General features: G+C 51.0%; 21 protein-coding genes. 16 read left to right on the forward strand and 5 right to left on the reverse strand.

The window, feature by feature from the left end:
* Positions 1–141: 141 nt before the first annotated feature.
* From ubiI to WBL83_RS05805, 7 genes are all read left to right on the forward strand, one after another.
* A complete protein-coding gene (gene ubiI / locus WBL83_RS05775) occupies positions 142–1344 on the forward strand; it encodes an FAD-dependent 2-octaprenylphenol hydroxylase (protein ID WP_424588247.1) in 1203 nt (400 codons plus the stop codon).
* Positions 1345–1868: 524 nt separating this feature from the next.
* Complete coding sequence (gene gcvT / locus WBL83_RS05780) at positions 1869–2966, forward strand: glycine cleavage system aminomethyltransferase GcvT (protein WP_424588248.1); 1098 nt, start codon at positions 1869–1871, stop codon at positions 2964–2966.
* A 23-nt stretch (positions 2967–2989) separates the two neighbouring features.
* Positions 2990–3379 (forward strand): glycine cleavage system protein GcvH, encoded by a 390-nt coding sequence (gene gcvH / locus WBL83_RS05785; RefSeq protein WP_424588249.1) that lies wholly within the window; start codon positions 2990–2992, stop codon positions 3377–3379.
* Positions 3380–3517: 138 nt separating this feature from the next.
* Complete coding sequence (gene gcvP, locus WBL83_RS05790; protein ID WP_424588250.1) at positions 3518–6391, forward strand: aminomethyl-transferring glycine dehydrogenase; 2874 nt, start codon at positions 3518–3520, stop codon at positions 6389–6391.
* A gap of 89 nt (positions 6392–6480) precedes the next feature.
* Positions 6481–7224: an SDR family oxidoreductase gene (locus WBL83_RS05795; RefSeq protein ID WP_424588251.1), complete on the forward strand. Its 744-nt coding sequence runs from the start codon at positions 6481–6483 to the stop codon at positions 7222–7224.
* A gap of 192 nt (positions 7225–7416) precedes the next feature.
* On the forward strand, positions 7417–8124 hold the full coding sequence (locus WBL83_RS05800; RefSeq protein WP_424588252.1) for a response regulator transcription factor: 708 nt from the start codon (positions 7417–7419) through the stop codon (positions 8122–8124).
* A 3-nt stretch (positions 8125–8127) separates the two neighbouring features.
* Complete coding sequence (locus WBL83_RS05805; protein WP_424588253.1) at positions 8128–9594, forward strand: ATP-binding protein; 1467 nt, start codon at positions 8128–8130, stop codon at positions 9592–9594.
* A gap of 45 nt (positions 9595–9639) precedes the next feature.
* Here WBL83_RS05805 and WBL83_RS05810 read toward each other — a convergent pair whose 3' ends face one another.
* The 3 genes from WBL83_RS05810 to WBL83_RS05820 form a co-directional block, all read right to left on the reverse strand.
* Positions 9640–11073 carry a 6-phospho-beta-glucosidase gene (locus tag WBL83_RS05810; RefSeq protein WP_424588254.1) on the reverse strand — a complete coding sequence of 478 codons (1434 nt, stop codon included), beginning with the start codon at positions 11071–11073 and terminating at the stop codon, positions 9640–9642.
* Between the two features lie 165 nt (positions 11074–11238).
* Positions 11239–11967: a MurR/RpiR family transcriptional regulator gene (locus WBL83_RS05815; RefSeq protein ID WP_424588255.1), complete on the reverse strand. Its 729-nt coding sequence runs from the start codon at positions 11965–11967 to the stop codon at positions 11239–11241.
* A gap of 35 nt (positions 11968–12002) precedes the next feature.
* Positions 12003–12599, reverse strand: coding sequence for an HD domain-containing protein (locus WBL83_RS05820; protein WP_424588256.1), 597 nt, complete (start codon positions 12597–12599; stop codon positions 12003–12005).
* Between the two features lie 158 nt (positions 12600–12757).
* Here WBL83_RS05820 and trhA point away from each other — a divergent pair, with 158 nt between their 5' ends.
* Positions 12758–13411, forward strand: coding sequence for a PAQR family membrane homeostasis protein TrhA (gene trhA / locus WBL83_RS05825; protein WP_424588257.1), 654 nt, complete (start codon positions 12758–12760; stop codon positions 13409–13411).
* Between the two features lie 79 nt (positions 13412–13490).
* Here the strand turns inward: trhA and ygfZ are convergent, their stop codons facing one another.
* Complete coding sequence (ygfZ, locus tag WBL83_RS05830; RefSeq protein WP_424588258.1) at positions 13491–14477, reverse strand: tRNA-modifying protein YgfZ; 987 nt, start codon at positions 14475–14477, stop codon at positions 13491–13493.
* Between the two features lie 247 nt (positions 14478–14724).
* Here ygfZ and sdhE point away from each other — a divergent pair, with 247 nt between their 5' ends.
* Positions 14725–14991, forward strand: a complete 267-nt coding sequence (sdhE, locus tag WBL83_RS05835) for an FAD assembly factor SdhE (RefSeq protein WP_064513590.1) — start codon at positions 14725–14727, stop codon at positions 14989–14991.
* A complete protein-coding gene (locus tag WBL83_RS05840) occupies positions 14972–15394 on the forward strand; it encodes a protein YgfX (RefSeq protein WP_424588259.1) in 423 nt (140 codons plus the stop codon). Before sdhE ends, WBL83_RS05840 begins: the two co-directional genes overlap by 20 nt.
* A gap of 7 nt (positions 15395–15401) precedes the next feature.
* On the opposite strand, the gene fldB is transcribed toward WBL83_RS05840, so the two are convergent.
* The gene (gene fldB / locus WBL83_RS05845; protein WP_424588260.1) at positions 15402–15923 is read right to left on the reverse strand and encodes a flavodoxin FldB; all 522 of its coding nucleotides are present in this window, start codon (positions 15921–15923) and stop codon (positions 15402–15404) included.
* 112 nt (positions 15924–16035) lie between these two features.
* Between fldB and xerD the strand changes: the two genes are divergently transcribed.
* From xerD to actS, 6 genes are all read left to right on the forward strand, one after another.
* Positions 16036–16932 carry a site-specific tyrosine recombinase XerD gene (gene xerD / locus WBL83_RS05850; protein ID WP_424588261.1) on the forward strand — a complete coding sequence of 299 codons (897 nt, stop codon included), beginning with the start codon at positions 16036–16038 and terminating at the stop codon, positions 16930–16932.
* 24 nt (positions 16933–16956) lie between these two features.
* Positions 16957–17673, forward strand: coding sequence for a bifunctional protein-disulfide isomerase/oxidoreductase DsbC (dsbC, locus tag WBL83_RS05855; RefSeq protein ID WP_424588262.1), 717 nt, complete (start codon positions 16957–16959; stop codon positions 17671–17673).
* A gap of 7 nt (positions 17674–17680) precedes the next feature.
* A complete protein-coding gene (gene recJ / locus WBL83_RS05860; RefSeq protein WP_424588263.1) occupies positions 17681–19414 on the forward strand; it encodes a single-stranded-DNA-specific exonuclease RecJ in 1734 nt (577 codons plus the stop codon).
* A gap of 218 nt (positions 19415–19632) precedes the next feature.
* Positions 19633–20731, forward strand: a protein-coding gene (gene prfB, locus WBL83_RS05865) for a peptide chain release factor 2 (protein WP_424588264.1) whose coding sequence is annotated in 2 segments (ribosomal slippage) — positions 19633–19707 and positions 19709–20731 — 1098 coding nt in all. Because the reading frame shifts where the segments join, the coding sequence is not laid out codon by codon here.
* Between the two features lie 9 nt (positions 20732–20740).
* Complete coding sequence (gene lysS, locus WBL83_RS05870) at positions 20741–22255, forward strand: lysine--tRNA ligase (protein ID WP_424588265.1); 1515 nt, start codon at positions 20741–20743, stop codon at positions 22253–22255.
* 66 nt (positions 22256–22321) lie between these two features.
* Positions 22322–23074, forward strand: coding sequence for an amidase activator ActS (actS, locus tag WBL83_RS05875; RefSeq protein WP_424588266.1), 753 nt, complete (start codon positions 22322–22324; stop codon positions 23072–23074).
* The last annotated feature ends 113 nt before the right edge of the window (positions 23075–23187 follow it).

Raw genomic sequence — 23187 nt, forward strand, 5'->3', positions numbered from 1 at the left:
TTTTGCCATTTTGCCCCAGAAATGTGCTCGAAATCCTCACGTACATGAGTACGCTCCGGTTTCTCCGCGCATTCCCGAGACAAACTGTCAGCAACATATATGCCTGGTGAGCAGGTTTATAAATGTAAAAGGAGAGTCAATTTGCAAAGCGTTGATGTGGCGATTGTTGGTGGTGGCATGGTGGGTCTGGCAGTAGCCTGCGGCCTGCAAGGGAGTGGTTTGCGTGTTGCGGTACTGGAGAACCATCTGCCACAGCCGCTGGCTCCTGAATCTGCACCAGCATTGCGTGTTTCGGCCATCAATGCCGCAAGCGAGAAGTTGCTGACTCACCTTGGCGCCTGGCCAAAAATCATCGGCAGCCGCGCGAGTTGCTATCACGGCATGGAAGTGTGGGATAAAGATAGCTTCGGGCATATCGAATTTGACGATAAATCCTATGGTTTCAGTCATCTAGGTCATATTGTCGAAAATGCAGTGGTTCATCATGCATTATGGCAGCGTGCTGAGCAGTGCAGTGATGTCACGTTGATGGCACCCGTCGAACTGCAACAAGTGGCATGGGGTGAAAACGAAGCCTTTATTACCCTCAAAGATGGCACCATGCTGACCGCGCGCTTAGTGGTCGGGGCTGATGGCGCGAACTCATGGCTGCGCAATCAGGCCGATATCCCGCTGACTTTTTGGGATTATCGCCACCATGCGCTGGTTGCCACCATTCGTACCACTGAACCGCATCAGGCGGTGGCCCGTCAGGTTTTCCATGGCGACGGCATCCTGGCTTTCTTGCCGTTAAGCGACCCGCATTTATGTTCGATTGTCTGGTCACTTCCTCCGCTGGAAGCCGAACGGATGCAACAGGCGAGTACGGAAGAATTTAATCAGGCGTTGTCTGTCGCTTTCGATATGCGCCTGGGTTTGTGCAGTGTTGAAAGCGAGCGTCAGACATTCCCGCTGACAGGCCGCTACGCGCGTAGTTTTGCTGCGCATCGACTGGCACTGGTTGGCGATGCCGCCCATACCATTCATCCGTTGGCCGGGCAGGGCGTGAATCTTGGCTTTATGGACGCCGCAGAACTGATTGATGAAGTCCGTCGTTTGCATCGCCAGGGTAAAGATATCGGGCAGCATTTGTACCTGCGTCGCTACGAGCGCAGCCGTAAACACAGTGCCGCCATGATGCTCGCCAGTATGCAGGGTTTCCGCGATCTGTTTGCCGGAAACAACCCGGCGAAAAAGCTTCTGCGTGATATTGGCCTGAAACTGGCTGATACCCTTCCTGGAGTGAAACCACAACTGGTTCGTCAGGCGATGGGGTTACACGATCTCCCAACCTGGCTCCGTTAAACGCTCGTCATACTTCAAGTTGCAGCGGTTTTGGCTGCACTCAGTTACCCCAGTCACTGACTTTAGTCAGCTCCTGGGGATAACCGGGTTGGCCGCCTTGCTGCAACTCGAATTATTAAGCGCATTCGGTGTGACAACGATCACCTTCCCTCATTTGAAAAATTCTAATCTTACCCTCTATCTCGGATTACTTTTTCTCATCCCACGTTTTTAGCGATGTAGTGAATTTGTTTCTGAAATGGTCGTAAATGTTAGCTAACGCTAAATTATGACTTAAACACTTCTTGTTTATGCGTAGTGAATCGCATTTTTGTAGTTGAATACTCTGCATCATTCCCTCCTGATTTTGGTCATAAGCTAATGCAATGACCGTTTTCACCTTATGGTTTACTCCCCCATTCAGTGGTAAGTTCAGACGAAAGGTAACGTTTGCGTCGCTATCGGGATCGGTGGCGATGTTGGGTTTCGTCTGATGAACGGAAAAGCGAAAAGCGCTTTTCAACCAGATGGTTAAAGAGGAAAAAATGACTCAAAAGACCCCTTTGTTTGAACAGCACAATCTCTGCGGTGCGCGAATGGTAGATTTCCATGGCTGGATGATGCCATTGCACTATGGGTCGCAGATTGACGAACACCATGCGGTGCGCAACGATGCCGGTATGTTTGATGTTTCACACATGACCATTGTTGATCTTAAAGGCAGCCGTACCCGCGAATTCCTCCGTTACTTAGTGGCAAACGACGTTGCCAAACTGACCCAGCCGGGTAAAGCCCTCTACACCGCCATGCTCAACGCCTCCGGCGGTGTTATCGATGACCTGATTATCTATTTCCAGACTGAAGACGACTTCCGCCTGGTGGTGAACTCTGCCACTCGCGAGAAAGATTTAGCCTGGATTAATCAACACGCTGCACCTTTCTCCGTTTCCGTCACCGTGCGTGATGACCTGTCGCTGATTGCCGTTCAGGGGCCAAACGCTAAGGCAAAAGCTGCAGAGCTGTTTACCGAAGAACAACGTCATACCGTAGAAGGGATGAAGCCATTCTTTGGGCATCAGGCGGGCGATCTGTTTATTGCGACCACCGGCTACACCGGTGAAGCCGGTTACGAAATTGCTATGCCGAATGAAAAAGCGGCCGAGTTTTGGGCGCATCTGGTCGAGATCGGTGTGAAGCCTTGCGGACTTGGCGCGCGCGATACGCTGCGTCTGGAATCAGGCATGAACCTGTATAGCCAGGAAATGGATGAAAGCATTTCTCCTCTGGCAGCGAATATGGGCTGGACCGTCGCCTGGCAGCCTGAAGATCGTGATTTCATTGGTCGCGAAGCACTGGAACTCCAGCGTGAGAAAGGAACCGAGCAACTGGTTGGTTTGATCATGACGGAAAAAGGCGTATTACGTAATGAGTTGCCTGTTCGTTTTACTGATGAATCCGGCAACCTTCATGAAGGCGTAATCACCAGCGGGACTTTCTCGCCGACACTGGGTTACAGCATTGCTTTGGCGCGCGTGCCTGCGGGCATTGGCGAAACGGCCATTGTGCAAATCCGTAACCGAGAAATGCCGGTAAAAGTCACTAAACCAATTTTTGTTCGCGGCGGTAAAGCTGTCGCGCAGTGAATTTCGAAATCAGGAGAACAACAATGAGCAATGTGCCGAACGAATTGAAATACAGCAAAGAGCATGAATGGCTGCGTAAAGAAGCTGATGGTACCTACACCGTAGGGATCACCGAGCACGCGCAAGAGCTGCTGGGCGACATGGTGTTTGTAGACCTGCCAGAAGTGGGCGCAACCGTCAGCACTGGTGATGATTGCGCTGTGGCTGAATCTGTTAAAGCTGCCTCTGACATTTATGCACCGATCAGCGGCGAAATCATTGCGGTGAACAATGAACTGAGCGACACGCCAGAGTTGATCAACAGCGAGCCATACACCGCAGGTTGGATCTTCAAAATCAAAGCAAGCGACGAGTCTGAACTGGACGGTTTGCTGGACGCAACTGCGTACGAAGCTCTGCTAGAAGACGAATAATCTTTCCCCCTCTCCCTGAGGGAGAGGGGATCGCACGGCTTTCTCCCTCGCCGCAAAGTCAGGGGAATGAATTTGTAGGGTGGATAAACGTAGTGTCATCCACCGCTAAAGCCCCACATGTTTCAGGAATCACCGCTCATGACCCAGTCTTTACGTCAGCTTGAAAATCACGAAGCGTTTATCGACCGACACATTGGACCGAACGCACAACAACAGCATGAAATGCTGGAAACAGTCGGCGCTCGTTCGTTGAACGAATTGATAGCCTCTATCGTTCCTGCTGATATCCAGCTTGCTGAACCACCACAGGTGGGTGAGGCTGCTACAGAATTCGCGGCCCTGGCTGAATTAAAGACCATTGCCAGCCGTAATAAACGTTTTAAAACGTACATCGGCATGGGTTATACCGCGGTACAAACTCCGCCGGTTATCTTGCGTAACATGCTGGAAAATCCAGGTTGGTACACGGCATACACGCCGTATCAGCCGGAAGTCTCACAAGGCCGTCTCGAAGCGCTGCTCAACTTCCAACAAGTGACGCTGGATTTGACGGGGCTGGACATTGCCTCTGCATCTTTGCTGGACGAAGCGACCGCTGCGGCAGAAGCCATGGCGATGGCAAAGCGCGTCAGCAAACTGAAAAACGCCAACCGTTTCTTTGTGGCAGCCGACGTACATCCGCAAACGCTGGATGTTGTCCGTACACGTGCTGAAACCTTCGGCTTTGATGTGATAGTCGATGACGCCGCGAAAGTGCTGGATCATCAGGATGTATTTGGTGTGCTGCTGCAACAAGTTGGCACCACCGGCGAAGTCCATGACTACAGCGCTCTGATTATCGAACTGAAACAACGCAAAGTCATCGTGAGTGTTGCCGCTGACTTTATGACGCTGGTTCTGTTAACCGCACCTGGCAAACAAAGCGCTGACATCGTATTCGGTTCCGCACAGCGTTTCGGCGTACCAATGGGTTACGGTGGTCCACATGCTGCATTCTTTGCTGCTCGTGACGAATTCAAACGTTCCATGCCAGGTCGTATTATCGGTGTTTCACGCGATGCTGCGGGACGCACCGCACTGCGCATGGCGATGCAAACTCGTGAGCAACATATTCGCCGCGAGAAAGCGAACTCCAACATTTGTACTTCCCAGGTTCTGCTGGCGAACATTGCCAGCCTGTATGCGGTATTCCACGGCCCGGCCGGCCTGAAACGCATTGCAGGGCGCATCCACCGCCTGACCGATATTCTGGCCGCTGGCCTGCAACAAAAAGGCCTGGTGCTGCGTCACAAACATTGGTTCGACACACTGTGTGTGGAAGTGACCGATAAAGCCGCTGTTTTGGCGCGTGCTGAAGCGAGTGAAATCAACCTGCGCAGCGACATTCTTAATGCAGTTGGCATCACTCTTGATGAAGCCACTACGCGTGAAGATGTACAGGCACTGTTCAGTGTATTGCTGGGTGACAACCATGGTCTGGATATCGACAAATTAGATCAAAACGTTGCGGGAGATAGCCTGTCTATTCAGAAAGGCATGTTGCGTGAAGACTCGATCCTGACGCATCCGGTGTTTAACCGCTACCACAGCGAAACCGAAATGATGCGCTACATGCACAGTCTTGAGCGTAAAGATCTGGCGCTGAATCAGGCAATGATCCCGCTGGGTTCTTGCACCATGAAGCTGAATGCTGCGGCGGAAATGATCCCAATCACCTGGCCGGAATTTGCTGAGCTGCACCCATTCTGCCCGGCAAATCAGGCAGAAGGTTATCACCAGATGATCTCCCAGCTTTCTGACTGGCTGGTGAAACTGACCGGTTATGATGCACTTTGCATGCAGCCAAACTCTGGCGCGCAAGGTGAATATGCGGGTCTGCTGGCGATTCGCCGTTATCACGAAAGCCGCAACGAAGGCAGCCGTAATCTTTGCCTGATCCCAAGCTCTGCACACGGGACTAACCCTGCATCTGCGCAAATGGCTGGCATGGAAGTGGTAGTCGTGGCTTGTGACAAACAAGGTAACATCGATCTCCACGATCTGCGCGCTAAAGCAGAACAAGCGGGCGATGCGCTTTCCTGCATCATGGTGACCTACCCGTCGACTCACGGTGTTTATGAAGAAACGATCCGCGAAGTCTGCCAGATCGTTCATCAGTTCGGCGGCCAGGTCTACCTCGATGGCGCGAACATGAACGCGCAGGTTGGGATCACTTCTCCAGGTTACATCGGCGCGGATGTTTCACACCTAAACCTGCATAAAACCTTCTGCATTCCACACGGTGGTGGCGGCCCAGGTATGGGACCTATCGGCGTGAAAGCGCACCTGGCGCCATTCGTGCCGGGCCACAGCGTGGTACAGATTGAAGAGATGCTGACTCAGCAGGGCGCCGTTTCTGCAGCTCCATTTGGTAGCGCTTCAATTCTGCCAATCAGCTGGATGTACATCCGCATGATGGGTGCGCAGGGTCTGAAGAAAGCAAGCCAGGTAGCTATCCTGAATGCTAACTATATTGCGACTCGCCTGAAGTCTGCTTTCCCAATTCTTTATACCGGCCGTAGTGGGCATGTAGCGCACGAATGTATTCTCGACATTCGCCCACTGAAAGAAGAAACCGGTATTAGCGAACTGGATATTGCTAAGCGACTGATTGACTTCGGTTTCCACGCACCAACCATGTCGTTCCCGGTTGCGGGTACGCTGATGGTTGAACCAACCGAGTCCGAAAGCAAACTGGAACTGGATCGCTTTATCGATGCGATGCTGACTATCCGCACTGAAATCGACCGTGTTGCACGGGGTGAATGGCCGCTGGAAGATAACCCGCTGGTTAACGCTCCGCACACCCAGGATGAAATCGTGGCTGATTGGGCACATCCTTACACCCGCGAACTGGCGGTATTCCCGGCAGGCCATGGCAATAAATACTGGCCGACCGTGAAGCGCCTGGACGATGTTTTTGGTGACCGTAATCTGTTCTGTTCTTGCGTACCGATGAGCGAATACCAGTAAGGTTTAAAACAACCCTCAACCTAACGGTTTTCTCCCTCTCCTGGGGGAGAGGGCCGGGGTGAGGGCGTCCATATTCTACTGGAGGCAAAATGGCCGTAGCATTAGTCACTGGCGGCAGCCGGGGAATTGGCAGAGCAACCTCGCTCTTGCTTGCGCAGTCGGGTTACAAAGTCGTCGTAAACTATCAACGTAATAAATCCGCAGCCGACGACGTGGTGAATACCATTCGTGGAGCCGGCGGTGAAGCGATCGCCATCCAGGCCGATATTGCTGACGAATTACAAGTGATGGCAATGTTCGTGGAAATCGACAACGCCTTCGGCCCGGTAACCGCTCTGGTTAATAACGCCGGGATCCTGTTCCAACAATCCACTATCGAAGAACTTACGGCTGACCGTATTAATCACGTCATGTCCACTAACGTTACAGGTTACTTTCTCTGTTGCCGGGAAGCGGTAAAACGTATGGCGCATCGCCACGGGGGTAACGGCGGGGCGATTGTGAATGTTTCTTCGGCAGCGTCACGTTTAGGTGCACCGGGTGAATATGTCGATTATGCGGCATCAAAAGGGGCGGTAGATACGCTGACGACCGGGCTTGCTTTGGAAGTCGCGGCGCAAGGTATTCGCGTCAATTGTGTACGCCCGGGCCTAATCTATACCGAGATCCATGCCTCTGGCGGTGAACCCGGAAGAGTAGATCGCGTAAAAGATCTGTTGCCGATGAAACGTGGTGGGCAGCCAGAAGAAGTTGCGCAGGCCATCGCCTGGCTTCTCAGTGAGAAGGCTTCGTATGTGACAGGCAGTTTCCTCGATTTAGCAGGCGGAAGATAAAAAGACAGTGACCTGAATGTGAAGGTCACTGTCATTATTCTGCTTACTGTTTTCCCCATCTCATCTTTAGACATCCCCGTCCGCCTGTATTTGGCTGCCAGCATCTCCTGAATAGTTAAATTAAATGTGATAACTCGACGCGCGAATGTTGTATAGACTTTCACTAACTGGCGGATATAAGGCGAAGTGATAATGCCCAAAAAGTTGTTAATCGTTGAGGATGACGAAAATATTGCTGAGCTGTTGCAGCTGCATTTGCGCAAAGAGGGCTATGAAATTGTTCATGCGGCTGATGGCGCTTTGGGACTGGAACTGCTCAAACAGGGCGGTTGGGATGCGCTGATACTCGATCTGATGCTGCCAGGCGTCGATGGCCTGGAAATTTGCCGCCATGCCCGCACTATGACGCGTTACACGCCGATTGTCATGATCAGCGCGCGTTCCAGTGAAACGCATCGCGTTTTGGGGCTGGAACTGGGAGCTGATGACTACCTGGCAAAACCGTTCTCAATGCTGGAACTGGTTGCACGCGTCAAAGCACTTTTCCGCCGTCAGGAAGCGATGAGCCAGAACCTGATGCAGGATGCGGGAACCCTGATGTTTGACAGACTGACTATCGACCCTCTGGCCCGCGATGTGCGCCTCAGACTACAGCCCGTTGAGCTGACACCGCGTGAGTTCGACCTGCTGTGGTTTTTTGCAAAAAATCCTGGCAAAGTTTTCTCCCGCTTGAATTTGCTTAACCAGGTTTGGGGTTATCAACATGAAGGCTATGAACACACGGTCAACACCCATATCAACCGCTTACGCATCAAGATTGAAGACAATCCCGCGGAGCCTGAATTCATTCTGACGGTCTGGGGAAAAGGCTATAAATTCATCGCACCGCGAAACGAGTAAACCATGCGAAAACTCTCTCTTTCACAGCGCCTGACTCTGGTTTTTGCGTTGCTGCTCATTACTTCCTGCTCGCTGTTGGGATGGCTGCAAATTCGCACCAGTACCCAGTACAGCCAGGCGGTGATTCAACAGCTTTCAGGCTCGCTGGCTGAGCACATCAACCAGAACTATCCCTTGCTTGGGCAAGACGGCCTGAACAAAGATTCAGTACGTAGCCTGTTTGAAAATTTGATGACGGTAAATCCCAGTGTGGAAGTTTATCTGCTTGATGATAAAGGCAATATCATTGGTGATGCCGCGCCGCCCAACCATATCAAACGTCATCGAATTGATTTGGATCCGATCCAAACCGCGATAAACGATCGCCAGTATCCGATCTACGGTGACGATCCGCGCAGTATTGATGGCAAAAAAGTCTTTAGCGTCACGCCGATGCTGCAAAACGGCCAGGTAAAAGGCTATTTGTATGTCATTCTGCTGGGTGAAAAATACAACGCGCTCGCCAGTGATGCACAATCAAACACGCTCTTTAAAGTGGTTGTGCTCTCGATTAGCCTGGTCGCATTACTCGGACTGATTGTCGGTGCGCTGGCATTTCGCTGGATTACCCGCCCGTTGCGCGCGCTCTCGCATCAGGTGAATGCGCTGGAAACTGGCGGCATGACAGAAATGAAAGCATTGGCCGAGCTGCCGCTGGAAAAAGTGCACAGTCACGATGAAATAAGCCAGTTACGCCAGGGCGTGATAATGATGGCGCGGCGTATTTCAGAACAGTGGCATCGTCTTTCGCAACAAGACCAGTTGCGCCGGGAGTTTGTTGCCAATATTTCCCATGATTTACGCACGCCATTAACCTCGCTGCATGGTTATCTTGAAAGCTTATCCGTGATGTCATCAACGCTTTCGGATAACGATAAAAAACGCTATCTGGACATCGCGTTGGCCCAGAGTCAGAAAGTTCGCACGCTTGCGCAGTCGCTATTCGAATTAGCCCGTCTTGAATATGGCGTGGTAAAGCCGCAAAAAGAACAATTCAGCCTCGGCGAATTATTGCAGGACGTCTTCCAGAAATTCGAACTGATGACCCAAACGCGCAAATTGCAGTTAGTGGCCGATATCCAGCCTGGTCTGCCATTGATTGATGCGGATTTAGGGATGATCGAACGGGTGTTGACCAACCTGCTGGATAACGCCATTCGTCATACACCAGAGCAAGGTATCGTTGCGGTGCGGCTATGGAAAGAGGGCGATAAAGTAATGGTGCAGATAAGCGATAGTGGGCCTGGCATCCCACAAGAGCTGAAAGAGGGATTGTTTGTACGTCCTTCGATTGTGAACCAGTCGCATGTGAGAGTCGGAGGTTTAGGGTTGATGATTGTGCGTCAGATGTTGCAGTTACATGGCAGCGACATTGCGCTGGTGGAAAGACAAGAAACCGGAGCTTGCTTCCGTTTTGCATTGCCGACCTGAAATAAAAAACGCCCCGTAAACGGGGCGTGATGACAACTCATTCAATCAGAGTGTTTCGCCATTGCTGGCAATCACTTCTTTGTACCAGTTAAAGCTCTTCTTGCGTGAGCGAGACATATCGCCAGTACCATCGTCATGCTTGTTCACATAGATGAAGCCGTAGCGTTTGCTGTACTGGCCGGTGGTGAACGACACGCAGTCGATACAGCCCCATGGGGTGTAGCCCATCAGATCCACGCCATCGTAAGTCACCGCTTTCATCATCTCGGCAACATGCGCTTTCAGGTAATCAATACGGTAGTCATCATTGATTGAACCGTCTTCTTCCACTTTGTCGTAAGCGCCGAAGCCGTTTTCAACGATAAACAGTGGTTTCTGGTAGCGTTCGTACAGCTCACAAAGTGCGTAACGCAAGCCAACCGGATCAATCTGCCAGCCCCAGTCAGACGCTTTAACATGTGGGTTTGGCACACTGCCCTGGAAGCCAGATAGTGCATCGCCGCTGCCGCCATCCGCTTTTACGGCGTTCGTCATGTAATAGCTAAATCCGAGGTAATCGCACACGCCTTCACGCAGAATTTGCTCATCACCGGCTTCCATTTTGATGTTGAACTCACGGCGTTCCCATTCGTTCAACACATAAGATGGGTAGTATCCGCGCAACTGCACATCGGTAAACACATAGCGCTCACGCATAGATTCTTGCGCGTACATCTGGTCTTCTGGTTTGCAGGAGAACGGATACAACGGCACCATCGCCAGCATGCAGCCGATCTGCATTTCAGGATTGATGCGATGACCAATCTTCACCGCCATGGCGCTGGCCACGAATTGATGGTGCAGAACCTGGTACATCACTTCTTCTGGATTATCGTGCTCGGTGTAAACCACGCCGGAGCAGCAGTAACCGAACAATGGTGCACGCCAGTTACGCTGGTTGTTGATCTCGTTAAAGGTCATCCAGTACTTCACTTTACTTTTGTAGCGTTCAAACACCACTTCGGCAAAACGTACAAAGAAATCAACCACTTTACGGTTAGTCCAGCCGCCGTATTCAGTTACCAGATAATGTGGCATTTCAAAGTGGGAGAGGGTGATGACAGGCTCGATGTTGTATTTCAGCAGCTCATCGAACATGTCGTCATAGAACTTCAGACCTTCTTCATTCGGTTGCAGCTCATCGCCTTGCGGGAAAATACGCGTCCAGGCAATGGAGGTGCGGAAACATTTAAAGCCCATCTCGGCAAACAGCGCGATGTCTTCTTTATAGCGACCATGGAAATCGATGGCTTCATGGTTCGGATAATATTTGCCAGGGACAACTTCTTGAGTGATTTCACGCGGCACGCCATGCGCGCCACCGGTCAGTACATCACAAATACTTGGGCCTTTACCTTCTTTGTTCCAGCCACCTTCTACCTGATGCGCAGCCACAGCGCCGCCCCATAAAAAGTCTTTTGGTAAGGTCAGTTTCTTCATATTTGTTAATCTCACGGTTAGCGCCGAATATAATGTGGGATACATCACACTTTAGCGTTAAGTTAATAATCTCTGTTCTGGAGTCTAACAAATGAAATTTAATTGTCACGATATAACAAATCACGGTTAATGTGATTTGTTACATAGAAAAAACAGGCTGTTTTTTTATGCCATTTTCTTAGCCAATTTACGGCCAATGGTTTCTAAAATATAAATGACAGGGATTTGTGTGGTGATGTCATAAACACCGCCGACGCGTGTTAGGGGAATATGCCAGGAGATATTAAAGTCAGCGAGTTTAGCCAGTGAAGAGTTTTCGTGACTGGTAATAGAGAACACCTTGCAGTTATGCAGGCTGAACTGGCTTGCGAAGCGCAAGATCTCTTCGGTTTCACCAGACACCGAAAGCACAATCGCCAGGGCATTTTTAGCCATATCGTTGGTGACCGGAAAATAAGGGTCATCAATATGGTTACTAAATTTCCCGACATTCGAAAAGAAACGTGCACCATATTTGGCTAGCGCACCAGATGTTCCTGCACCGACAAATATAATGCGTTCCGATGAACAAATAATATCAACGGCCTGGTCAATTAAATTATCAAACTCTTCATTGTTAGTGCTTTTAAAAAAGCTAATAATTTCACTCGGACCAAAATTAACTAACTGCTCATCATTTTGCTCAAGATATAATTTAAAGCGCACACGAAACTCGGAATAACCTTCGCAATTTAACTTGCGGCAAAAACGCAGCACGGTGGTAGTGGACACTCCCGCCGCATCGGCTAACTCGCGGATAGTCATGTACATCACTTTGTCACGGTTTTTAATGACAAAGTTGTAGACCATCATTTCTAGTCCGTTGAGATTAGCAACTGCCGCATGAGTAAACATGGTACGTCTTCCTGAATGTTCCAATAGGAAAGAGGCTATCGTAACCAGCCCTTTTCTTGTGCCGAATGTAGATGACTGACGACATGTTGCCATAATTCCGGCCAGCTTTCGCCCACCAGTGCGTTGCGCGTCAACACTTGTTCCAGTGAAATCCCATTTTCGCGCCAGCTTTGCCCCTCGTTATGTAGGTTTTGCAGAATCGGCAGGATCCTGTCCAGTGCGCCAGCAAACCGGGCATCCACGCTATCACCCGTTTCATACTCTTGCCAGAGCTGCAAAAACTGTGAGTTTTGAGGTTCAGGTAACAGGCCAAACAACCGTTCGGCTGCGGCGGCTTCTTTCCCGGCAACCGCCAGGCGTGCGGCGAGATCGTAAACCAGGACGTCACCTACATCTATCTCAACAATATCATGTAGTAATGCCATCTGGACCACGCGAGAAATGTCGACATTTTGGGGGGCGAAGGGGGCAAGGCTCATCGCGGCAACGGCAAAGTGCCAGCTATGTTCTGCGGAGTTTTCCTGGCGACCATGGCCGATAATTTTGGTGCGGCGTTCGACCAGTTTTAACTTGTCGATTTCCATTAGAAAGTTAATCACTTCGCTCATTGCGCCAAAGGCAGGCTGCGTCATCCTTGTGCTCCATTCGTAAAGGGTAAGTGGCAAGAGTGTATAATTGACGTTATGAACTCTGACATATTTATTTTGGCGTACAGGTGTTAGCTGGAATCGTTCTCAGCTATTCTGGATGCGATGAATTTTCTACCTACAGTTTCACCGGGAGTAGCCCTATGGCTGACAAACCATTGAACAATAAAGGATATTCACTGGCGGAGGAAATCGCCAACAGTATTAGCCACGGCATCGGACTCGTTTTTGGGATTGTCGGGCTGATTTTGTTACTCGTACAAGCGGTGGAGTCCAACGCGAGTGTCACCGCCATAACCAGTTATAGCCTGTACGGCGGCAGCATGATTTTGCTGTTCCTCGCATCAACGCTGTATCACGCTATCCCCCATCAACGGGCTAAGCGCTGGCTTAAAAAATTTGACCACTGTGCCATTTATTTATTAATCGCCGGGACGTACACGCCATTTTTACTGGTTGGGCTGGATTCGCCTCTGGCACGCGGGCTGATGGTCGTCATTTGGGGACTGGCGCTCGCGGGCATCCTTTTCAAACTGACCATTGCGCATCGCTTTAAAGTCTTATCGCTCGTGACTTATTTATTGATGGGCTGGTTATCGCTGGTCGTTATTTACCAGATGGTGATTAAACTCGCGCCAGGCAGCGTGACGTTATTAGCGGTAGGCGGTGTGATTTATTCTTTAGGCGTTATCTTCTACGTCTGTAAGCGTATTCCCTACAACCACGCTATCTGGCATGGCTTTGTGCTGGGCGGCAGTGTTTGCCACTTCCTCGCAATCTATTTGTATATCCGTTAATAGTCGATATTCATCAAGCCATACCTTAAATATTTCAAGATGCAGTCAACGCACCTGCATCTTGAAGTATGAAGGGTATTTATTCGTCTTCTAACGAATAAGGCAAACGCTCGATAACAAGCTGGCTGCCGATATCATCGCGCACGCGTAACACGCTGTCGGCTTCCAAATCGTTGTTCATCACGACTTGTACTAACACGCGACCATCATCTAACTGGCTGGCGGCGAGAACGGTGCCGGTACGACGCCAGTTGTCACCCATCTTCAGTTCCAGATCTTCGCCGGCTTCCGGTAAGCGACTGGCTTTCCCTGCAAGGAACCACAGAGCACGCTTGTTAGCGCCACGAAACTTCGCACGTGCCACCATTTCCTGACCGGTATAGCAGCCTTTTTTGAAGCTGATGCCACCGAGAGCCTGAAGGTTGGTCGCCTGCGGAATAAACTGCGCACTGTTAACCGGTTCAATGACGGGAATTCCCGCTTCAATCTCTAAGGCCAGCCATTGTTGGCTGTCATTACGTTGAGCTTCGCCCTGTAATTTGTCTGCCAGTGCCTGCGCAGTGGCTTCGTCGGTCACCAGCATGAAGCGCTCGGCAGGCAGGTTAAACCACAGCAGTGTGGTCGCGCCTTCCTGAACCACTGGGTTTTCTGCATCCGGTAATGAGGCGAAAACATTGGCGAGTGCCGCACGCGCCTGGAAACCAGCCACACCCAGAAGCACACTTTCATCATCAGGTGTGATAGTCACTTTGGAAAACACGGCATACTTTTTAAGTTCGACCAGCTGCGCGTCACGCAGATTACGGCGTTCAATCAGCGCGTAACCTTCACCGCGATGGAACAGGCGCAGGTTGCTCCACATTTTCCCTTTCGCGTCACAATGTGCGCAAAGCGTGTGCTGGTTTGCCGCCAGTTGTGCAACATCAGCCGTGACCTGGCCTTGCAGATAAGATTCTGCGTCTTTGCCCGTCACGCTTGCCAGTGCCCAATCATCAAGCGTCATGAGGGTAAGCGGCAGGCGGGCTGCAGCCGTTGGCTGACGAGGAGGAAATGGAGTAAAAGCCATAGTGATGTCCCTGGGTTTTGAGCATATGAATTGGCTCAATGGTAAAAGAGCCAGTTGCCAATGCAAGCAGTTTGATTAGGTGGATTGTGCACTTACGGGATTTCTCGCAAGCTTATTGCAACTGCAACGCACATTAAATATTTCTCACGATAAAGCGCGCAAACGGTAACATTCATTTAATACGTGCAAAGAAAACACGTTACACTAAGATTTGTACCTTCTTTGTCAGAGAACCAGGAAAGAGCACATGGATATCAATAACAAAGCCCGAATTCATTGGGCGTGCCGCCGGGGAATGCGTGAGCTTGATATTTCGATTATGCCATTCTTCGAATATGAATATGACTCGTTAAGCACTGAGGATAAGCAGTTATTTGTCCGTTTGCTGGAAAGCGATGATCCAGACCTGTTTAACTGGTTGATGAATCATGGCAAACCAGCAGATACAGAGCTGCAACGGATGGTGACACTGATTCAGACACGGAATAAAGAACGTGGTCCTGTGGCAATCTGATCTTCGCGTCTCCTGGCGTGCACAATGGCTTTCTCTATTGGTACACGGAATGATTGCACTATTTGTGCTTTTGATGCCGTGGCCGATGAGCTACACGCTAATTTGGATGCTGCTTCTTTCGCTGGTGGTTTTTGACAGCGTACGTAGCCAGCGCCGTATTCATGCTTGCCAGGGCGAAATGAAACTCCTGACCGATTACCACCTGCGGTGGCAAAACCAGGAGTGGGAGATTGTCGGTGCGCCCTGGGTGTTACGCAGTGGGATGATGCTGCGTTTACGCCGCGTGGGACGTAAACGCTGTCAACATCTATGGCTGTCAGCTGACAGCATGGATGTTGGCGAATGGCGTGATTTACGCCGCCTGATGCAGCAACAACAGGCAAGCGGGAGTGGGGAAGCTTAAGTCGCTCTCAGGCAAACTTCTCGGCCATTTCCACGAGAATTTGCTCACACCAGTTTTGGATCCGCTCTTCGCTTAAGTCGTACTGATTAGTTTCATCAAGCGCCAGGCCAACGAACAGCTGTCCATCAGCAATGACAGGTTTCGGGCTGGTAAATTCATAGCCTTCTGTTGGCCAGTAACCGATAAACTGAGCGCCTCGTGGGGCGAGTTTATCGTGGAGCATACCGAGCGCATCAAGGAACCATTCGCCATAGCCGAGCTGGTCGCCCATGCCATAAAGCGCTACCGGTTTGCCCTCAAGATTCAGACTATCCAGTTGATCCCAAATGGCTTCCCAGTCTTCCTGTAATTCACCGAAATCCCAGGTCGGGATGCCGAGAATCAACACATCGTACTGTTCCATCATGGCAGGTGCGTCATCTTTCAGATTGTGCAGTGTCACCAGTTCGGGGCCAATGATGTCACGAATTTTTTCGGCAGCCATTTCGGTGTAACAAGTGCTGGAGCCATAAAAAAGGCCAATGTTCATCGTGTTAACAACTCTTTTAAAAACGTGCAGGACTGCAAGTGTACCAGATCCGATTGTGCATCATGCATAATGGACACAATTCGCCAAAGGTGAGGCTGGTAAGTGAGGCTGTATGGAACAAGATCAGGCCCGAATCGAACAATTTCTTGATGCGCTGTGGCTTGAGCGGAATCTGGCACAGAACACGTTAGACTCCTATCGCCGGGACCTTAAAATGGTCGCGGAGTGGCTGGAACGCCATGACCTGAACTTGCTGAATGTGCAAACCAGCGATTTGCAGTCGCTGTTTGCTGAACGTCTTGAAGGCGGCTATAAAGCAACAAGTTCGGCACGTATGCTGAGCGCGATCCGTCGATTATTTCAGTATCTCTACCGCGAAAAACTGCGTGATGACGATCCAAGCGTGATGCTTTCATCGCCAAAATTGCCGCAACGTTTGCCAAAAGATCTCAGTGAAGCGCAGGTCGATCGTTTGTTAAAAGCGCCTTGTATCGACCAACCCATCGAGTTGCGTGACAAAGCGATGCTCGAATTATTGTATGCTACTGGTCTGCGCGTATCGGAGTTAGTAGGGCTGACCATGAGTGATGTCAGTTTGCGTCAGGGGGTGGTGCGCGTCATCGGTAAAGGCAATAAAGAACGCCTGGTGCCGATGGGTGAAGAAGCCGTTTATTGGGTGGAAAACTATCTCGAACATGGGCGGCCCTGGTTACTTAATGGCGTGTCGATTGATGTGGTCTTCCCCAGCAATCGCGCCCAACAGATGACGCGTCAGACATTCTGGCACCGCATCAAGCATTACGCCGTGCAGGCAGGTATCGACAGCGAAAAGCTGTCGCCGCACGTTCTTAGGCACGCTTTTGCCACGCATTTACTGAACCATGGCGCGGATTTGCGAGTCGTACAAATGTTGCTTGGACACAGTGATTTGTCCACAACCCAAATTTATACGCATGTAGCGACCGAACGTTTACGTCAGCTGCATCAACAACACCACCCGCGGGCGTGAGTGGTAAAAGATAAAGGAATCATCATGAAAAAGCGTTTCTGGCTGCTCCCATTATTAGCGGCCTCTTTGTCCGGTTTTGTTCATGCAGATGACGCAGCAATCAAGCAGTCTCTGACTAAGTTAGGGGTGCAAAATGCTGATATTCAGTCTGCACCTGTGGCGGGCATGAAAACGGTATTAACTGATAGTGGTGTTTTGTACGTCACTGAAGATGGGAAACACGTCATTCAGGGGCCACTGTACGATGTCAGTGGTGCGCAACCGGTTAACGTCACCAACAAATTGCTGGTGGGTAAACTGAATGCGCTCGAAAAAGAGATGATTGTCTATAAAGCTCCGCAAGAGAAACATGTGATCACGGTGTTTACCGACATCACCTGCGGTTATTGCCACAAGCTGCATGAAGAGATGAAAGACTACAACGCACTGGGGATCACCGTGCGTTACCTGGCCTTCCCACGCCAGGGTCTGAAAAGCCAGACTGAAAACGATATGAAAGCCATCTGGTGTGCGAAAGACCGCAACAAAGCCTTCGATACCGCCATGAAAGGCGAGGCCGTCGCGGCTGCAACGTGCGATACCAATATCGCTAACCATTACAATCTCGGCGTGCAGTTCGGCATCCAGGGAACTCCTGCGATCGTCCTGAGCAACGGCACGGTGATTCCTGGTTATCAGGGGCCGAAAGAGATGAAACAAATGTTGGATGCGCATCAACAACTCACCAACGTTGGCGGGTAGTTAACGGGTGAAACAGCAAACACAACTTCGCCGTCGTACGGTCGATGAATCCGTGGTGTTACCCCAGCAACTGCATCCACTTATAAAGCGCCTTTATGCCAGTAGAGGCGTGCGTGGCGAACAAGACATTGAACGTGGCGTAAAAGGGATGCTGCCGTGGCAGCAACTCAATGGCATGGATAAAGCGGTCGAGATACTGCACAACGCTTTCCGGGAAGGTTTGCGCATTATTGTGGTGGGTGATTTTGATGCCGACGGCGCAACCAGTACCGCTTTAAGCGTGCTGGGGCTGCGCAGCCTGGGCTGTCAAAACATCAGTTATCTCGTTCCCAACCGTTTTGAAGATGGTTACGGTTTGAGTCCGGAAGTCGTGGATCAGGCTCATGCGCGCGGCGCGCAATTGATTCTGACCGTCGATAATGGCATCTCTTCTCATAGTGGTGTCGAGCGCGCTCATGCGCTGGGCATTCCAGTGGTGGTGACTGACCACCACTTACCTGGGCCGGAACTGCCTGCGGCAGAAGCCATCATCAACCCGAATCTGGTCGATTGTGAGTTTCCGTCTAAATCCCTCGCGGGTGTTGGGGTGGCTTTTTATCTGATGCTGGCGATGCGCACGCATTTACGCGATTGCGGCTGGTTCGAACAACAAGGGCTGGCGATCCCAAATCTTGCAGAACTGCTGGATCTGGTTGCGTTGGGCACCGTGGCGGATGTTGTTCCCCTCGACACCAATAACCGTATTCTGACCTGGCAGGGTTTGAGTCGTATCCGTGCAGGAAAATGCCGTCCTGGGATTAAAGCCTTACTGGAAGTCGCCAACCGCGAGCCACAAAAACTGGCGGCAAGCGATCTGGGCTTTGCGCTGGGTCCCCGTCTGAATGCCGCTGGCCGCCTGGACGATATGTCCGTAGGGGTGGCGTTATTGCTCAGCGAGAACATTGGCGAAGCTCGCATGCTGGCCAACGAACTGGATGCACTAAACCAGACGCGTAAAGAGATTGAGCAGGGCATGCAGGTTGAAGCTCTGGCGCTGTGCCAGAAGCTTGAGCATAGCCATGATGAGCTGCCGTATGGCCTGGCGATGTACCATCCAGAATGGCATCAGGGCGTGGTCGGAATTCTCGCATCGCGTATTAAAGAACGCTTTAACCGCCCGGTTATTGCCTTTGCACCCGCAGGCGACGGTACCCTGAAAGGCTCGGGTCGTTCGGTGCAAGGCTTGCATATGCGTGATGCCCTCGAGCGGCTTGATACGTTATATCCTGGCTTGATGCTGAAGTTTGGTGGCCATGCGATGGCCGCAGGGTTGTCGCTGGAAGAAGCGAAGTTCGAAGAGTTCCGTCAGCGCTTTGGCGATCTGGTCGGCGAATGGCTTGATCCGGCGCTGCTACAAGGCGTGATTTGGTCGGACGGGCCTATTAGCGCGCAAGAAATGACGCTGGAAACCGCTGAGATTTTGCGTGATGCCGGGCCGTGGGGCCAGATGTTCCCGGAACCGCTGTTCGACGGTAAATTCCGATTATTGCAGCAACGGTTGGTGGGCGAGCGTCATCTAAAAGTGATGGTTGAACCTGTCGGCGGTGGGCCATTGATTGACGGCATCGCATTTAATGTTGATACCGCTTGCTGGCCGGACAATGGCGTACGCGAGGTTGAACTGGCCTTTAAGCTCGATGTGAACGAGTTCCGTGGTAATCGAACGGTGCAGCTTTTAATCGACCATATCTGGCCGATATAGCCTGCGTACTTAAAGCCGCAACTGCGTTAACTGCGCTCGCCCACCCGAATCACTTACTTATGTAAGCTCATCGGGATGGGCTCTCTTGTCGCCTTGTTACAGCTTCAATTACTTGGCTATAAGTGGATCAAAACTATAAAAAGAGGCGTAATTCCGGTAAACTTTCCGGTCTACGACCGCATTTCGTCTTCTGTCATCAACATAAGATAATACAGACCATGTTTGAAATTAATCCGGTAAAAAACCGCATCCAGGACCTCACAGAGCGCAGCGACGTTCTTAGGGGGTATCTTTGACTACGATGCCAAGAAAGAGCGCCTGGAAGAAGTAAACGCAGAGCTGGAACAGCCTGATGTGTGGAACGAACCTGAACGCGCGCAAGCGTTGGGTAAAGAGCGTTCTGCACTGGAAGCCATTGTCGAAACCCTCGATCAAATGACCCAGGGCCTGGAAGATGTTTCCGGTCTGCTGGAATTAGCTATCGAAGCCGACGACGAAGAAACCTTCAACGAAGCCGTTGTTGAGTTAGATCAGCTGGAAGCCAAACTGGCGCAGCTCGAATTCCGTCGTATGTTCTCCGGCGAGTACGATAGCGCGGATTGCTACATCGACATTCAGGCAGGTTCTGGCGGCACCGAAGCGCAGGACTGGGCCAGCATGCTGATGCGTATGTATCTGCGTTGGGCTGAAGCGCGTGGCTTCAAAACTGAAATCATTGAAGAGTCCGAAGGTGAAGTTGCGGGTATTAAATCCGTGACTATTCGTATTCAAGGTGAATATGCCTTTGGCTGGTTGCGTACCGAAACTGGCGTGCATCGCCTGGTACGTAAGAGCCCGTTCGATTCCGGTGGCCGTCGCCACACCTCCTTTAGTTCGGCCTTTGTCTACCCAGAAGTGGATGACGATATTGATATCGAAATCAACCCGGCCGATCTGCGTATCGACGTTTACCGCGCATCCGGTGCCGGTGGTCAGCACGTTAACCGTACAGAATCTGCGGTACGTATTACCCACCTTCCAACCAACACCGTGACCCAGTGCCAGAACGACCGTTCGCAGCACAAGAACAAAGATCAGGCGATGAAGCAGATGAAGGCGAAGTTATACGAGCTGGAAATGCAGAAAAAGAATGCTGAGAAGCAGTCGCTGGAAGACAACAAATCGGATATCGGCTGGGGCAGCCAGATTCGTTCTTACGTACTGGACGACTCCCGTATCAAAGACTTGCGTACTGGTGTAGAAACCCGTAACACGCAAGCGGTACTGGATGGCGATCTGGACAAATTTATCGAAGCAAGTTTGAAAGCAGGGTTATGAGGAACCAACATGTCTGAAGAACAAGTACAGGGTACCGAAGCGGTCGATCTTAATAATGAACTGAAAGCCCGTCGCGAGAAGCTGGCTGGCCTGCGTGAGCAGGGTATTGCTTTCCCAAATGATTTCCGTCGCGATCATACCTCTGACCAATTACATGCAGACTTCGACGCTAAAGAGAACGAAGAGCTGGAAGAGTTGGGCATCGAAGTTGCCGTAGCTGGCCGTATGATGACTCGCCGTATCATGGGTAAAGCGTCTTTCGTGACCTTGCAAGACGTGGGTGGCCGTATCCAGCTTTACGTTGCGCGTGATGATCTGCCAGAAGGCGTCTACAACGAGCAATTCAAAAAATGGGACCTCGGTGACATCCTCGGTGCACGTGGCAAGCTGTTCAAAACTAAAACCGGTGAGCTTTCGATTCACTGTACTGAACTGCGTCTGCTGACTAAAGCTCTGCGCCCACTGCCGGACAAATTCCACGGTCTGCAGGATCAGGAAGCGCGCTACCGTCAACGTTATCTGGATCTGATCTCCAACGACGAATCTCGTAACACCTTTAAAATTCGTTCGCAGATCATGGCTGGCGTACGTAACTTCATGGTTAACCGTGGATTTATGGAAGTTGAAACGCCAATGATGCAGGTTATCCCTGGCGGTGCATCGGCTCGTCCGTTCATCACTCACCACAACGCGCTGGACATCGATATGTACCTGCGTATTGCGCCGGAACTGTATCTGAAACGTCTGGTTGTGGGTGGCTTCGATCGCGTCTTCGAAATCAACCGTAACTTCCGTAACGAAGGCATTTCCCCGCGTCATAACCCAGAGTTCACCATGATGGAACTCTATATGGCGTATGCGGATTACAAAGATCTGATCGAGCTGACCGAATCGCTGTTCCGTACTCTGGCGCATGACGTGCTGGGTACTGCGCAGGTTCAGTATGGCGAAGAGATCTTTGACTTCGACCAGCCGTTCGCAAAACTGACTATGCGCGAAGCCATCAAAAAATACCGTCCGGAAACCGATATTGCGGATCTGGACGATATGGCTAAAGCACTGGAAATCGCAGCGTCTATCGGCATCAAAGTTGAGAAGAGCTGGGGTCTGGGCCGCGTAGTCACTGAGATCTTCGAAGAAGTGGCAGAAAGCCATCTGATTCAGCCGACCTTCATCACTGAATACCCGGCAGAAGTTTCTCCACTGGCGCGTCGTAACGACGAGAACCCAGAAATCACTGACCGCTTCGAGTTCTTCATCGGTGGCCGTGAAATCGGTAACGGCTTCTCTGAGCTGAATGATGCAGAAGACCAGGCTCAGCGCTTTGCTGATCAGGTTTCTGCGAAAGATGCGGGCGACGACGAAGCGATGTTCTTCGATGAAGACTACGTGACTGCGCTGGAGCACGGCTTGCCGCCAACAGCAGGTCTGGGCATTGGTATCGACCGTATGGTTATGCTGTTCACCAACAGCCACACCATCCGCGACGTTATCCTGTTCCCAGCATTGCGCCCGGTTAAGTAAGACGTCATTGTTCCTCCCTGCGGGGAGGAACATTATTTATTCAGTTAATGACTTCAGAGGAATAGTTTGCGCAAGGAAAGCACAGTCAGAAAGTGGGCACCGAATGCCATCGTCCTGCTAATCAGCCTGTTTCTCGTCGCTTGCTCATCAAATAAAGCGAGCACCACTCAAGCATCCGCAGGAAGCTACGGCGGTTCTGTTTACACCGTTAAACGTGGTGACACCCTTTACCGAATCTCGCGTATGACCGGCTCAAGTGTCGGCGAACTGGCGCGCCTCAACGGTATTTCATCCCCTTATACACTGGAAGTTGGGCAAAAACTTCGGGTTAAAAGTCGCTCCGGCTCATCAAACTCTTCGAAAAAAACCGCCGTTGCGAAAACCTCTAAGCCGCGCTCCACTTCAACCAGCAGTGTTGCAAAAGCGGCTGCACCTCCAGTCGGCTCAAAATGCTGGCGTTGGCCTACTACAGGCAAAGTCATTGTGCCGTTCTCTAATAGCGATGGTGGCAACAAAGGCATCGATATTGCCGGTAAACGTGGGCAACCGATTTACGCATCAGGCGCCGGAACCGTGGTTTACGTTGGCAACCAGCTTCGTGGTTACGGCAATTTAGTGATGATCAAACATAGCGAAGACTACATCACGGCCTACGCTCACAATGAAACCACGCTGGTCAACACCAGCCAAAAAGTCACCGCCGGGCAGAAAATTGCCACCATGGGCAGCAGTGGTTCCGACTCGGTGAATCTGCACTTCCAGATTCGTTATCGTGCGACCGCAATTGATCCACAGCGTTATCTCCCACCATCCTGTTAATGAATAAAAGCCAGATTGTGTCTGGCTTTTATTCAATACAATTCAATAATGACAAATAATCTATTAGAGAAGAATTAATACGATATTTTTCATATGTATTAATAACGGCTTGC

It is taken from the genome of Buttiauxella sp., assembly GCF_049686335.1.
Classification (GTDB): domain Bacteria; phylum Pseudomonadota; class Gammaproteobacteria; order Enterobacterales; family Enterobacteriaceae; genus Buttiauxella.